This is a genomic window from Mycobacterium sp. E2327 (assembly GCF_001672675.1).
GTDB lineage: Bacteria > Actinomycetota > Actinomycetes > Mycobacteriales > Mycobacteriaceae > Mycobacterium.
The window spans coordinates 1-14263 of the sequence record NZ_LZKE01000029.1 but is presented as its reverse complement, the minus strand read 5'-3'; the positions used below and the strand labels follow the sequence as shown (position 1 = coordinate 14263).

The 14263-nt window shown below is 68.7% G+C and carries 11 protein-coding genes, 2 pseudogenes and 1 riboswitch; of the genes and pseudogenes, 5 read left to right on the top strand and 8 right to left on the bottom strand.

What is annotated here, in order from left to right; all coding sequences use genetic code 11:
• Positions 1–42: 42 nt before the first annotated feature.
• Positions 43–1557: an HNH endonuclease signature motif containing protein gene (locus A5712_RS03460; RefSeq protein WP_068101318.1), complete on the top strand. Its 1515-nt coding sequence runs from the start codon at positions 43–45 to the stop codon at positions 1555–1557.
• Here A5712_RS03460 and A5712_RS03455 read toward each other — a convergent pair.
• Positions 1554–2876: an adenylate/guanylate cyclase domain-containing protein gene (locus tag A5712_RS03455; protein ID WP_068101315.1), complete on the bottom strand. Its 1323-nt coding sequence runs from the start codon at positions 2874–2876 to the stop codon at positions 1554–1556. The genes A5712_RS03460 and A5712_RS03455 overlap by 4 nt on opposite strands.
• 183 nt (positions 2877–3059) lie before the next feature.
• On the opposite strand from A5712_RS03455, the gene A5712_RS03450 reads away from it, so the two are divergent.
• Positions 3060–4529: a peptidase gene (locus A5712_RS03450; RefSeq protein ID WP_369830355.1), complete on the top strand. Its 1470-nt coding sequence runs from the start codon at positions 3060–3062 to the stop codon at positions 4527–4529.
• Between the two features lie 2 nt (positions 4530–4531).
• Here A5712_RS03450 and A5712_RS03445 read toward each other — a convergent pair whose 3' ends face one another.
• From A5712_RS03445 to thiC, 6 genes are all read right to left on the bottom strand, one after another.
• Positions 4532–5401: an LLM class F420-dependent oxidoreductase gene (locus A5712_RS03445; protein WP_068101310.1), complete on the bottom strand. Its 870-nt coding sequence runs from the start codon at positions 5399–5401 to the stop codon at positions 4532–4534.
• A gap of 19 nt (positions 5402–5420) precedes the next feature.
• Positions 5421–5855 carry a MarR family winged helix-turn-helix transcriptional regulator gene (locus tag A5712_RS03440; RefSeq protein ID WP_068101307.1) on the bottom strand — a complete coding sequence of 145 codons (435 nt, stop codon included), beginning with the start codon at positions 5853–5855 and terminating at the stop codon, positions 5421–5423.
• Between the two features lie 55 nt (positions 5856–5910).
• The gene (locus A5712_RS03435; protein WP_067161796.1) at positions 5911–6135 is read right to left on the bottom strand and encodes a hypothetical protein; all 225 of its coding nucleotides are present in this window, start codon (positions 6133–6135) and stop codon (positions 5911–5913) included.
• A gap of 9 nt (positions 6136–6144) precedes the next feature.
• Positions 6145–6768, bottom strand: a complete 624-nt coding sequence (locus A5712_RS03430) for an alpha/beta family hydrolase (protein WP_068101306.1) — start codon at positions 6766–6768, stop codon at positions 6145–6147.
• Entirely contained in the window at positions 6765–7592 is an 828-nt protein-coding gene (gene thiD / locus A5712_RS03425) for a bifunctional hydroxymethylpyrimidine kinase/phosphomethylpyrimidine kinase (protein ID WP_068101303.1), read from the bottom strand. The genes A5712_RS03430 and thiD overlap by 4 nt, the downstream gene beginning before the upstream one ends.
• A complete protein-coding gene (gene thiC, locus A5712_RS03420; protein WP_068101300.1) occupies positions 7589–9211 on the bottom strand; it encodes a phosphomethylpyrimidine synthase ThiC in 1623 nt (540 codons plus the stop codon). The genes thiD and thiC overlap by 4 nt, the downstream gene beginning before the upstream one ends.
• A riboswitch (TPP riboswitch) is annotated at positions 9202–9312 on the bottom strand. Its footprint overlaps the gene before it by 10 nt.
• A 128-nt stretch (positions 9313–9440) precedes the next feature.
• Between thiC and A5712_RS03415 the strand changes: the two genes are divergently transcribed.
• The 3 genes and pseudogenes from A5712_RS03415 to A5712_RS03405 form a co-directional block, all read left to right on the top strand.
• Positions 9441–10061, top strand: a complete 621-nt coding sequence (locus A5712_RS03415) for a PAS and ANTAR domain-containing protein (protein WP_369830356.1) — start codon at positions 9441–9443, stop codon at positions 10059–10061.
• 101 nt (positions 10062–10162) lie between these two features.
• Entirely contained in the window at positions 10163–10525 is a 363-nt protein-coding gene (locus A5712_RS03410; protein WP_068101510.1) for an STAS domain-containing protein, read from the top strand.
• Positions 10522–14061: pseudogene (locus tag A5712_RS03405) on the top strand (SpoIIE family protein phosphatase); the annotation flags it as partial. The gene A5712_RS03410 and the pseudogene A5712_RS03405, both read left to right, overlap by 4 nt.
• A gap of 92 nt (positions 14062–14153) precedes the next feature.
• Here A5712_RS03405 and A5712_RS32615 read toward each other — a convergent pair.
• A pseudogene (locus A5712_RS32615) lies at positions 14154–14219 on the bottom strand (hypothetical protein); the annotation flags it as partial.
• Positions 14220–14263: the final 44 nt, after the last annotated feature.

The window sequence follows — 14263 nt, the reverse complement described above, 5'->3', positions numbered from 1 at the left end:
GCGAAAAACCGCGAGTCGGTGGACCGTGGTACATTCGAACACATGTTCGATGAAGCGGCGCGTGCCGAGGTGATGGCCCGGTTCGACGAGATGATCGAGCGGTGTTATCCGTCGTCGACGGCGCAGTCCGCGGCGCTGCTGGATGAGATCGGCGTGTTGGCGCGGATCGAGAACCGGGCGGCGGCGGCGCAGTTGGGGGCGATCGGGCGGTTGTTCGGGTATCGGCTCTCGCGCTGTTCGGAGACCGAGGACTGGGCGATCGACACGATGGAAGCGGTCGCCGCCGAGGTGGGGGCGGCGTTGCGGATCAGCCAGGGGCTGGCGGCCAGCCGGCTGCGCTATGCCCGGGCCATGCGCGAGCGCCTGCCCCTGGTGGGGGAGGTGTTTCGGGCGGGCGATATCGATTATCGGGCGTTTCAGACGATCGTGTATCGCACCGATCTGATCGAGGATCCCGAGGTGTTGGCCAGGGTGGATGCCCAGGTGGCGGCCAATGTAGCGCGCTGGCCGTCGATGACCCAGGGCCGGTTGGCCGCCCAGGTGGATCGGATCGTGGCCAAAGCCGACGTGGATGCGGTGCGCCGCCGCGCCAAGGCCCAGCGCGACCGGGAAGTGTGGATCGGGCCGGATCACGACGGCACCGCCGAGATCGGCGGCGTGCTGCTCACCCCGGATGCCCACGCGCTGGAGAAGCGGCTGAATGCGTTGGCGGCCACGGTGTGTGCGCATGATCCGCGCACCCGTGAGCAGCGCCGCGCCGATGCGCTGGGGGCGCTGGCCGCGGGGGCGGATCGGCTGGGCTGCCGCTGCGAGAGAACCGACTGCGCCGCCGGCAAGCGGGCGGCCGCCAGCCCGGTGGTGATTCATGTGATCGCCGAGCAGGCCACCCTGGACGGGCACGGCAGCGCGACAGCCTACGAGGTGGGCGCTGATGGGCTGATCACCCCCGAGCTGCTCGCCGAGTTGGCCAAGTCCGCCAAGCTGACGCCGCTGATCCATCCCGGTGACGCGCCCCCGGAGGAGGGGTATGTGCCGTCGAGGGCGTTGGCCGATTTCGTGCGGTGTCGGGATTTGACGTGTCGCTGGCCGGGCTGTGATGCCCCGGCCATCGGCTGCGATATCGACCACACCATCCCCTACGCCCAGGGTGGGGCCACGCATGCGTCCAACCTGAAGTGCTACTGCCGTACTCATCATTTGATCAAGACGTTTTGGGGCTGGACGGAAAAACAACTGGCCGACGGGACGTTGATTTTGACCTCCCCGGCCGGGCACACCTACGTGACCACCCCGGGCAGCGCGCTGCTGTTCCCCAGCCTGTGTTACGCCGTCGGCGGCATGCCCACCCCCGAGGCCGACCCACCGCACGACTACTGCGACCAGCGCGCCGCGATGATGCCCAAACGCCGGCGCACCCGCGCCCAAGACCGCGCCTCCCGCATCGCCACCGAACGCCGCCACAACCGCGACGCCCGCCTAGCCCGAAAAGCCGAGACCTACGACTACTTCGCCCTGCCCCCACCCACCGGCGACGACGACGACCCGCCGCCCTTCTAGGAAGCGGCGACGGCGAACAGCCGCCATTCGCCGGGCACTCCCTTGAGCTGGTGCGTGCCACGGTCCTCGAACTCCAGGCCTGACCCGATCACCAGGTCGCGCAGCGTGCTGGACACCAGCACGTCATTCGGTCCCGCTAGCGCGCTCACACGCGCCCCGATGTGCACGCCGATTCCGCCGATGTCATCACCGCGCACCACGCACTCGCCGGTGTGCAGCCCGGCTCGCACCTGGATGCCGAGCGTCTGCACCGCGTCGCGAATCGCCGTGGCGCAGCGGATCGCTCGCTGTGGGCCATCGAACACCGCCAGGAAGCCGTCACCCGACGTGTTCACCTCGCGACCCCGAAATCGAGCCAGCTGGGACCGGACGACTGCGTCGTGCGCGTCAAGCAATGCGCGCCAGTCGCGGTCACCCATCTCCGCGGCTCGGCGGGTCGAGTCAACGATGTCGGTGAACAGCACCGTGGCAAGAACCCGATCATCGGCCACGTCAGCCTGCTTGCCGGTGAGGAATTCGGCGATCTCCTGAAAGGACTCACGCCACGGTTCGACGAAGTGATACGAGTTGCGCCCCGGTAGCTCAACGTATTTCGCGCCCGAAATGCGATCGGCGACGTCTTTCCCCAAAACTGGCAGGGTGATTGGGTCGTCGGTGTGGTGGACGACGAGGGTGGGCACGCGGATGGTCGTAAGCACCGCTCGCACGTCCAATTCGCCCAGGAGCGGCTGCATGAGGGCGACGGTCGCTGGGCTCGCCGCCAAGCGTTCGTAGCGAGCCCACGCTGCCCGGATCTCCTCGTTCCACGGCATGTCCGGATTCAGGACATGCTCTAACTCGCCCGTGCCCCACATAGCGACCAAGGAGGCAACGATTTCTTCGTATGCGGGCGCTTCAGTCGTGATTTCGGCTTGCGGAATGGCGTAGCCCTCAAGCACGATGAGCGCGACGGTGCGGGACGGATGTGTTGCCGCGAACAGCGCCCCCGTCGCGAACGAGCCATCGAAGGTGACGAGGACCGCTTCGCGACTCCCGAGATCGTCCAATACCGCGGTGATGCTGTCGGCCCACTGCTCCAAGGTCGGCAGTGCATCAGGTGTGATGGGATCGGATGCTCCTGTGCCCGGCTGGTCAAAAAAGATCAGTCGCCCGAGCGATGTCATCGCCTCGACCCACCCTTGAACGGACGGTAGCTCCGGCAGAAGCTCGCAGCAGGTGAACCAGTTCGACACGAACACGATGTCACGAGCACCAGAGGGCGACGCGCGATAGGCGACACGCAAGTCCCCGTTGAGCGCATAGCGCGTCTCGGAGAACATTGCGGAAGTGTAAGCCGATCCCACGCATTGCGGTACCGCCTGTTTGCCCGATGAATGGCAGCCCGCCCGTTGGCGTTTCGCAATGGGTAACCAGCGCAAAGCCCTAATCAGATTTGGGCTGTCAGAGTTAGCCAGGGCATCTAGAATGAGATCCCTTTGATGCTGCCTTGCAGCCCGGTCGGGATGAGGTTTGTCATGAATGTGCGCGGGCGGAGACGACGTCTGAAGGCGGCAATCGCCTGCGCAGGCGTCGTGCTCGTGGTGGCGGGCTGCACCACGATGGTCGACGGGCGGGCGCTGTCGATGCTCAACGACCCCTTCCGGGTGGGCGGCCTGCCCGCGACCAGCGGTCCCAGCGGGATCCGCGCGAACGCACCGGATCCCACCGGCACGGTGATCAACACCGATAACGGGCCGATCGACAAGCTGTCCCTGCTGTCGATCAACGACATCGAGGACTACTGGAAGTCGGTGTACAGCGAATCGCTGAAAGGTACCTTCATCCCGGTCGCCAAGATGGTGTCCTACGACTCCGACAATCCGAACAGCCCGATCGTTTGCCACAGCGAAACCTATAAGCTCGTCAACGCCTTTTTCACGTCCCGCTGCAACCTCATCGCCTGGGACCGCGGGGTGTTCATGGCCGTCGCGCAGCGCTATTTCGGTGACATGTCCGTGAACGGTGTGTTGGCACACGAATTCGGGCACGCATTGCAGCAGATGGCGAAATTGGTGACCCGAACGGACCCGACCATCGTCCGCGAACAGCAGGCCGATTGCTTCGCCGGCGTCTACATGTACTGGGTGGCCGACGGCAAGTCGCCGCGCTTCACGCTGAGCACCGCCGACGGGCTCGACCACGTGCTGGCCGGAATCATCACCACCCGCGATCCCGTCCTGGACGCCGACACCACCAACGACGACGAACACGGGTCGGCGCTGGACCGGATCAGCGCCTTCCAGATGGGCTTCATCAACGGCGCCTCGGCGTGCGCGGCGATCAACAAGCAGGAAATCGCCCAGCGCCGCGGCGACCTGCCGACCGCCCTTCGGACCGACCCCAGCGGGGATCCCGAGACCGGTGAGGTCCCGATCAACGAAGACACGTTGTCGACGCTGATGGAACTCCTGGGAAAGATCTTCTCCCCCAAGAGTCCACCGACGCTGTCGTACAAGCCGGCCGACTGCCCCGACGCTAAGCCCAGCCCGCCCGCGTCTTACTGCCCGGCCACCAACACGATCGTCGTCGACCTGCCCGGGCTGGCGCAGGCCGGCAAGGTTTCCGCCGAGAGCGAGCGCACGCTGCCGCAGGGCGACGACACCGCGCTGTCGATGGTGATGTCCAGATACGCACTGGCGGTGCAGCACGAACGCGGCCTGGCGATGCAGAGCCCCTGGACCGCGTTGCGCACCGCGTGCCTGACCGGTGTCGTGCATCGCAAGATGGCCGAACCGATCGAGCTGCCGTCCCAGAAGCAACTCGTGCTGACGGCGGGCGATCTCGACGAAGCCGTCTCCGGCCTGCTGATCAACCACCTGGTGGCCAGCGACGCCGACGGCACCAGCGTGCCGGCCGGGTTCACCCGGATCGCGGCCTTCCGCGGCGGCGTCGCCGGCAACATGGACGCCTGCTACTCGCGCTATCCTGGCTAGGCTCAGGCGATTTCTGCGATCCTGGGCGCCACCTCGTCGCCCAACCGGCGGATGAAGCCGACGGGGTCGGGGTTGCCGGGCACGGGACCGGTGTTGATCATCTCGAAGCCGAGCTCGGCGTACCGCTCGACCGTCTTCAGGTACGCGTCGGTGTCCGCGAAGGGGTCGTCGAAAAAGCCGACCGTCTTGCGGATCTCGCCGGGATCCCTGCCGACCGCGTCGCAGTGGCGGTTCAGCACGTCGACCTTGTGCTTGAGTGCATCGACATCGCTCGTCGTGCTGTTCCAGACGTCGGCGTACTGCGCCACCAGCCGCAGCGTCTTCTTCTCGCCGTCGCCGCCGATCAGGATCGGGGGCCGCCGAATCGGTTGCGGCACACAGATTGTCTCGGCCAACCGGTAGTGGGTTCCGTCGTACGGGCCGTCGTTGTCGCTCCACATCTGCAGGCAGATCTGCAACGTCTCTTCCAGCATCTCGAACCGCGTGCTCAGCGGCGGATACGGGACGCCGAGGGCGATGTGTTCGCGGTCGTACCACGCCGCGCCCAGGCCCAGCATCGACCGTCCCGCCGACAGCACGTCCAGGGTCGTCAGCGTCTTGGCCAGCACGCCCGGGTAGCGATAGGTGACCCCGGTGACCAGCAGGGCTAGGTCGATCGTCGTGGTCTGTCCGGCCAGGAACCCCAGCGAGGTGTAACCCTCGAGAAACGGATCCTCGGCTCGCCCAACGTTTTCCATCTGGAAGAAGTGGTCGGCCAGGGTGAACAGCCTTGCGCCGCCCTGCTCGGCGGCCTTGGCGGCGTCGGCCAGCGTCGGGCCCAGCTTTGCCGGATCGCCCGGCAGGAAGTCGATGTAATGAACGCCCAATTCCATTGCGAAAATCCCCTTTTCGTTACTCGGTCAGACGCTCGAGCAGCGACAGCGCATCGATGATGACGCGGCGTTCCCGTTCGGAATACCGCTCCTGAATGGCGCGCGCCAGCCACTCCTCTCGCAACCGACGATCGCTCTCGGCGCGCCGCCGGCCCGCGGCGGTCAACGAAATGACCTGGCGTCGGCCGTCTTCGGGGTCCGGCGTGCGCTGGATGAGCCCGTGTTGCTCGAGCGCGGCCACGATCGTGGCCATCGACTGCGGTCGCACCCCTTCGGCGCCGGCCAGCGCGCTAGCCGACGACGCGCCCTCTTTCCAGAGCCGGGTGAGCACCGCGGTCTGGGACGGCGTGAGGTCCTCGTCGACCTCCAGACTCCGCAGCCGGCGCCGCAGCCGGCTGAACAGCACCCGCAGATCGCGGGCGGCCGCCACGGCCGAGTCACCGATGCCGTCCATAACACCACCCTAAATTAGTCAGTTGAAACTGTCCAGTTTCAACTGACTAAAGGCTTCACGTCATGCAGACGTTGGCGAAGAGCAGGACCGGCCACGACACGATCGACCCCAGGAACGACACCGCCAGGTCGACCCCGTGCATCTGATGCAGGTGCTCGGTGTGGGTCGTCGACCAGATGGTTCCCACCAGCAGGTAGGGGGTGCCGAGGATGAGCGCGATGGCCATCAGCTGGGCGATGCTCAGCCGGTATTCGAGCACTCGTCGAAGTTTTTCCAACATTGTTGCCGATTATGCTAATCGAACCAGCCGCAGCGCGGCCTCGATCGCGAGCGCGGGCACGTCGAGGGTCTTGGAGCGCAGGTCGTGGCGCGCGCCGGCGATCTCGACGACCTCGGTCGGCGCCGCGATCAGCGCGGCGGCGGCGCGCAGTTCGTCGGGCGTGCCGAACGGGTCGGACGTCCCGTGGGTGAACACGGTGGGCACCCGGATGTTCCGAAGGTGCTCGGTGCGGGGACGTTCCGGCTTTCCCGGGGGATGAACCGGATACGAGAACAGCGTCAGCACGTCCACCGGAGCCTCGCCCTCGGCCACGACCATGGACGTCTGCCGCCCGCCGTAGGAGTGGCCGCCGGCGATCAGCGGGCCGCCGGATAGGCTGCGGCACAACGTGATCGCCTCGACGATCCCCTCGCGATCACCGGCCGCGGAGCCGGACGGCGGCCCCTTGGGCCGGCGCCGGCGGTAGGGCAGGTTGTAGCGCACCGCGAGCCAGCCGCGTTGCGCCCACTCGTCGCAGACCTGTTGCAGCAGCAGCGATTCCCGGTCGCCGCCGGCGCCGTGGGTCAACACCACGACACCGGCCGGTGCTCCGTCGGGTTCGTGTGCCACGCCGGCAATCGGGTCGAGGTTCACGACAACCTGAAAAGGGGCGAGACGGGTCCGTGGCCGGCGCCCAACGGGTAGGCGGCGCGCAGGGATTCGGTGACCCAGCGCTTGCCGAACCCGACCGCCTCAGGCACGGTGAAGCCGTGCGCCAGGGCGCAGGCGACCGCGGTTGCCAGCGTGTCACCGCCGCCGTGGTCGTTGCCGGTGGGCAGCCGCTGCGAGTCGAACTCGTGGAACTCGGCGCCGTCATAGAGCAAGTCGCAACTGCGGTCCGAGGAGCGCAGGTGGCCGCCTTTGACCAGCACCCAGCGCGGGCCCAGCGCGTGCAACGCCTTGGCCGCCTCCCGCTGCGACCCCGCATCCACGACGTCGACGTCCACCAGCAGCCGCACTTCGTCCAGGTTCGGCGTCACCAGCGTGGCGAGCGGAAACAGTTGGCCGCGCAGCGAATCCAGGGCCGACGCAGCCAGCAGCGCGTCGCCGTGCATGGACGCGCACACCGGGTCGACGACGAGCGGCACCGTCAGCCCCAGCCGGCGCCAGGTGGCGGCCACCGCGGCGATGATGGCCGACGACGCCAGCATCCCGGTCTTGGCGGCCTGAATGCCGATGTCGGTGACCACGGCCTCGATCTGATCGGCGACGACGTCGCCAGGCACCTCGTGAAAGCTCTTGACTCCCAACGTGTTCTGCACGGTGACCGCGGTGACCGCCACGCAGGCGTGCACGCCCAGCAGCGCCATGGTGCGCATGTCGGCCTGGATGCCGGCGCCGCCCCCCGAGTCCGAGCCGGCGATGGTCAGCACGCGCAACGGCGTGGCGCCGGGCGCGGCTAAGGGCAGGAAGTTCACTGCGTGATCGGCAGATACACCCGATTGCCGTGCTCGGCGAACTCCTGCGACTTCTCGGCCATCGCGGCCTCGATCGCCTCCTCGCTGTCGAGGCCGTGCGCGGCGGCATAGTCCCGGACGTCCTGCGTGATGCGCATCGAGCAGAACTTCGGCCCGCACATCGAGCAGAAGTGCGCGGTCTTGGCGGGCTCGGCGGGCAGGGTCTCGTCGTGGTATTCCCGCGCGGTGTCGGGGTCCAGCGACAGCGCGAACTGGTCGTGCCAGCGGAACTCGAAGCGCGCCTTGGACAGCTCGTCGTCGCGCTCCTGCGCGCGCGGGTGCCCCTTGGCCAGGTCGGCGGAGTGGGCGGCGATCTTGTAGGCGATCACGCCGTCCTTGACGTCCTTGCGGTCCGGCAGCCCCAGGTGCTCCTTGGGCGTCACGTAGCACAGCATCGCGGTGCCGGCCTGGGCGATGATCGCCGCGCCGATCGCCGACGTGATGTGGTCGTAGGCCGGCGCGATGTCGGTCGCCAGGGGGCCCAGCGTGTAGAACGGGGCCTCCTCGCACAGCTCCTCTTCCAGCCGCACGTTCTCGAAGATCTTGTGCATCGGGATGTGCCCGGGGCCCTCGATCATCACCTGTGCGCCATGGGCTTTCGCGATCTTGGTCAGCTCGCCCAGGGTGCGCAGCTCGGCGAACTGGGCGGCGTCGTTGGCGTCGGCGATCGAACCCGGCCGCAACCCGTCGCCGAGGGAGAAGGTGACGTCGTAGCGCGCGAAGATCTCACACAATTCGGCAAAGTTCGTGTACAGGAACGACTCCTGGTGATGGGCAAGGCACCAGGCCGCCATGATCGACCCGCCGCGCGACACGATCCCGGTGACCCGCTTGGCGGTCAGCGGCACGTACCGCAGCAGCACGCCGGCGTGCACGGTCATGTAGTCCACGCCCTGCTCGCACTGCTCGATCACGGTGTCGCGGTAGATCTCCCAAGTCAACTGGGTCGGGTCGCCGTTGACCTTCTCCAGCGCCTGATAGATCGGCACGGTGCCCACCGGCACCGGCGAATTGCGCAGGATCCACTCGCGGGTCTCGTGAATGTTCTTGCCCGTGGACAGGTCCATGATGGTGTCCGCGCCCCAGCGGGTGGCCCACACCATCTTGTCGACCTCTTCGGCGATCGACGACGTCACCGCCGAGTTGCCGATGTTGGCGTTGACCTTGACCGCGAACGCCTTGCCGATGATCATCGGCTCGCTCTCTGGGTGGTTGTGGTTGGCCGGGATCACGGCGCGGCCGCGGGCGACCTCGTCGCGCACCAGTTCGGCGGGCACGCCCTCGCGGGCGGCGATGAACGCCATCTCGGCCGTGATCTCGCCGGCCCGGGCCCGCTGCAGCTGGGTGCCGCGGTCGCGGACCACGCCGGGCCGCGCCGGCAGCCCGGTGGTCAGGTCGATCACCGCGTCCGGGTCGGTGTAGGGCCCGGAGGTGTCGTAGAGGTCGAAGTGGTCCCCGGTGGAGAGGTTGACCCGCCGGAAGGGCACGCGCGCGCCGGGCACCCCCTCCAGCTCGCGATAGGCCTTGCTGCTGCCCGCGATGGGTCCGGTGGTGACGGACGGTTCGATAGTCACGGTCATTCTGTGCTCCCTACGCCGGCATTACCCGGTCAGGTTCGTACGGTCGACGGCCCCGAGCCGTCCTCTCAGCGCACTCGGCGTGCGCTCCCGCGTGTGGTGGATGGGTCCGCCCGCGACGTTACCCCCTGGGCGGTAGCCGCGAGTACCCACCGGGTGGGAGGATGCAAACGTGCAACCCGCCGAGAGCTCGACGCAGCCGGTCGGAGCGGCCGCGGCCGCGAGCAGGTACCTGAACGTCGGCGCCTTCCGCTTCTGGTTCGTCGGCCAGCGCTGGGAATGGTCCGACGAGGTCGCCAGGATGCACGGTTACGAACCCGGGGAAGTGGAGCCGACGACCAAACTGCTGCTGTCGCACAAGCATCCCGATGACCGTGCCCACGTCCAGGACCTGCTGGACTACGCGCTGCAGTCCGAGGAGTCGTTTTCGAGCCGTCATCGGTTCCTTGACACCGCGGGCAATGTGCACGACGCGATCGTGGTGGCCGACCGGATGCTGGACGACTCCGGCACGGTGGTGGGCACGGCCGGGTATTACATCGACCTTGCCAACACCTTCGACGAGGCGCGGCAGGAAGTGCTCGACGAGGCGCTGCCGGACCTGTTCGAGAATCGCGCGGCCATCGAGCAGGCCAAAGGCGTGCTGATGTATGTCTACCGGGTCAGCGCCGAGCAGGCCTTCCGGGTGCTGCAGTGGCGCTCGCAGGAGACGAACGTGAAGCTGCGCTCCCTGGCGAAGCAATTGCTCGCCGAGGTCGTGACGCTGCCGGCCCCGACCATCGCAGCCCAAAGTCAATTCGACCATTTGCTGCTGACGGTGCACGAACGCATTCCCGCGGAGCCGTCCGGGTAATCGCTAGGCTTCGAAACATTCTTTCCTGGGCATGCTGCATATTCGGGGCGCCGCAGTAACGCCCAGGGAAGGGATTCGGAGTGTTCGAGGCGGTGAAAGGCATGGAATTGTTGGCGGTTGACCACGAGGCCCGCGAGGACGCTGTACTCGTTCGGGTCAAAGGCGATGTCGATTCCAGCACCGTCGACCAGCTCACACCCCACCTGGTCGCCGCGCTGCAGGTGGCCGCGAAGCACCCGGCCCGGTTGGTGATCGTCGACCTGCAACCGGTGACCTTCTTCGGCAGCGCGGCGTTGAACGCGGTTCTCGACTGCCACGAGGGTGGCAGGGAAACCGGCACGTCGGTGCGGCTGGTCGCGGACAACGACCAGGTTCTTCGACCGATCCAGGTGACCGAGCTCGATCGCATCCTGGAGATCTACCCGACGCTTTCCGACGCCCTGCAACGCGACCGCCGGCAATGAACCCGCTGCCGGCCGACCTCGCGGCCGCGGTCGCCCTGGGCGGCGAGATGGGCCGCCGGTTTGCCGAGTTCGACTGGGACGCGCACCCTTTGGGTCCGCCGCAGCGGTGGCCGGCCGAATTCCGCGCGGCGGCGGTGACGGCGCTGACGTCGCGATTCCCGATCGTGCTGTGGCTGGGGGCGCAGGAGTTGTTCCTGGTCTACAACGACGCCTACATATCGGCGCTGGCCGACAAGCACCCGTCCGCGCTCGGCCGGCCCGGCCGGGAAGTGTGGTGGGACATCTGGGAATCGATCTCGCCCATGCTGGCGAGCGTCGTCGAGACGGGCAAGGCCACCTGGTCCGACGACCTGCTGCTGACGATGGTGGTCGAAGGCCGGCGGCTGGATCGGTATTTCACCTTCACCTACGGCCCGCTGATCGGCGACGGCGGCGACGTCTCCGGGATTTTCTGCGCGGTGAACGAAACGACCGAGCGGGTGCTGGGGGAGCGGCGCCTGCGCCTGCTCAACGACCTGGCCGCCGCCGTCATCGGAACGCAGAGCATCGATGACGCCGTCGGCGCGGCCGTCACGGTGTGTGCGGCCCAGCCCGCGGACCTGCCGTTCATCGCCGTCTACTGCGCCGACGCCGACGGCGAGGTCACACTACGCGGCGCGACGGCGCCGGTGCTGCCGGTGCTGCCGCGATCGCTTCGGACGTTCACCGATGACGTCGGGGCGGCGCTGTCGGGGCTCGAGGAGATCCTCGGTGCGGACTGTCCGGAGCGGGCGCTGGTGTTGCCACTGGGCGAGGACTCCGCCGCCGGGGCGCTGGTCGTCGGCGTCAACCCGCGCTGCCCGCTCGACGACCAGTACCGCGGCTTCTGTCAGCTGCTGGCCGACCAGCTGTCGTCGACGTTCGCGCGGATAGCCTCCTACGAACAGCAGCGGCTGCGGGCCGACGCGCTGGCCGAGCTGGACCGCGCCAAGACGGCGTTTCTGACCAACGTCAGCCACGAATTCCGCACGCCGCTAACCCTTTTGCTCGGACCGCTCGAGGACGCGCTGTCCGACGCGCCGCCCGACAGCGCGCTGGCGGACCGCCTGACCACCGCCGGGCGCAACGCGCGGCGCCTGCAGCGCCTGGTCGACTCGCTGCTCGATTTCTCGCGCATCGAGGCGGGCCGGGCGAACGCGAACCTGGTCTGCACCGACGTCGGCGCGCTCACCGAGCACATCGCCTCGTCGTTCACCGAGCTCTGCCAGCGCGCGGGCCTGCAGCTCGTGTTGGACTGCGGCCCGGCGCTCGCCGACGTCGACCCGGGCATGTGGGAAACCATCGTGCTCAACCTGCTCTCCAATGCCGTCAAGTACACGCTGCGCGGCTCGATCACGGTCGAGGTGCGCGCCGAGCCTGCGGATTGCCGGATCACATTGCGGGACACCGGGGTTGGCATCTCGCCGGAGGACCTGGACCGCCTGTTCGAACGCTTCTACCGGGCCGACAACACCCGCGGCCGCAGCGTGGAGGGCGCCGGCATCGGGCTGTCGCTGGTGCGCGGGCTCGTCGAGCTGCAACGCGGCACGGTGGAGATCGAGAGCGAACCGGATCGCGGAACCGCCGTCACCATCCGGCTGCCGCGGTCGGTCGCCGACGCCCCGGTCGAGCAGGTTCCCGCGGGCACGCCGGACGTGAGCAACCCGTACGTGGCCGAGGCGCAGCAGTGGCTGACGGCCGTTGCGGACCCGGCCGCCGCCGCCCAGGACAGGCCGCGCCAACTGGTGTTGGTGGCCGACGACAACGCCGACATGCGAGCCCACCTCGAGCGCGTGCTGTCGCCCCATTGGCAAACGGTATTGGTAGCCGACGGGGAGTCGGCACTGGCCGTGACGAGGGAGCTGCGCCCGGACGCGATCGTGACCGACGTGATGATGCCGGGCCTCAGCGGCTTCGACCTGGTCGCGTCGATACGCGCGGACCCGGCGCTGGCTGCGACGCCGGTGCTGATGCTGTCCGCGCGGGCCGGCCCGGAGGCCGTCGACGAGGGCTTCGCCGGCGGGGCGGACGACTACCTGCCCAAACCCTTCCGGTCGCAGGAGCTGGTCGACCGGGTGGCGTCCCGGTTGTCCGCGGTCGGCCGCGAGCGCGACCGCCAGCTCCGCGAGGCCCAGCTCGACCTGGTGCAGCTCGACGCCGCTCTGCAGGCCACCGACTCGGTGGCCGGAATACTGCGCGCGCTGATCGACACCTGCTCGGGCCTGGGGGATGCCGCCGCCGTGACGATCGGGTTGTTCGACGGCGAGCGCCACCTCCGGTTCGAGTACGCCGGCGACGTGCCCGCGGAGGTGCGGGACCGCTACCACGTCGCCGCGCTCGACGCCCCGCTGGTCGGGGTCGACGTCGTGAACAGCGGCGAGCCGATGGTCATCGCCGACACCTTGGACCTGCCCCCGCGCTACGAGCACGCGGTGCGCGACACCGCGGCGAGCGTCCGCGCCTGTGTCGCTCATCCGTTGCGGGACAACGGTGGTCGTGTCGTCGGCGTGCTGGCGCTGCTGTGGCCCACGCCGCGCCAGTTCGGCGCCGCCGAACTCGACAGGTTCCGCCGGATGGCGGCCCTCACTCAGTCGGCGGTGGACCGGGTGCGCGTGATGGCGCGCGAGCACCAGATCGCCGTCGACTTCCAGGAGCACCTGCTCGACTTGGATCGCGGCTCGACCGCGGCCGTCGTGGCGGCCGTGTACCAGCCGGCCGGGGAGGCGATGCGCGTCGGCGGCGACTGGTATTCGGTCACCCCGCTGGGGCGCGCCGGCCAGATCGGCATTTCGGTCGGCGACGTCGTCGGGCACGGCCTGGCCGCCGCGATCGTGATGAGCAGGCTGCGCGCCGCGGTGGCCGCCTCGGCGCTGACTGCGGCCGAGCCGGCCGCGGTGCTCGGCGCGTTGGACCGATACGCCGCCAGCGTCACCGGCGCCCGCTGCGCGACGGTGGCCTACGCCCTCGTCGACATCGGCGCCACGGACTCCGGCGGCGCCGCCGTCAGCTACAGCTGCGCCGGGCATCCCTACCCGCTGCTCATCCCCGCCGACGGGGACCCCGTCTACCTCGAGTCGGGGCGGCGGCCCCCGGTGGCGGTCCGGGAGAGCGGCCCGGACAACGTCACCGCGACGGCCGAGCTGGCCCCGGGAAGCCTGCTCCTGCTCTATACCGACGGACTGATCGAGCGGGCCGGGGAGACGCTCGACCAGGGGTTCGCCCGCCTGAAGGCCGCGGCCGCCGATTGTGCCGGCTTGCCGGTGGAGTCGGTGTGTACCGAGCTGCTGGCGTGCATGGCCCCGCCGGAGGGTTACCGCGACGACGTCGTGGTCCTCGCGCTGCGCCCGAGCCACGCGGCCGCGCGCAGCTTCGCCACCGTGCTGCCGGCGGTGCCGGCGCAGATCCCCGTCGCGCGCCGCCAGCTGCGGGGCTGGCTGGACAGCATCGCGGCGGCGCCGCACCGCGAGGAGGACGTCCTGCTGGCGACGGGCGAGGCCGTTACCAACGCCATCGAACACGGCAGCCGCTGCGAGCCGCGCCGGCGGCTGCGCAGGCTGGCGGACGAATCGTCAGCCCAGCTCCCCGTGTCGCTGACGGTGACCGCGACGGTCTCCCCGTGCAGGAATGCCTCGACGGAGACGGTCCGGCGCGGCTCGCAGCGGCTGCCGTGTTCGATGGCGTTGGTAACGGCCTCGCCCGTCGCCAGCAGGACGTCCTCCT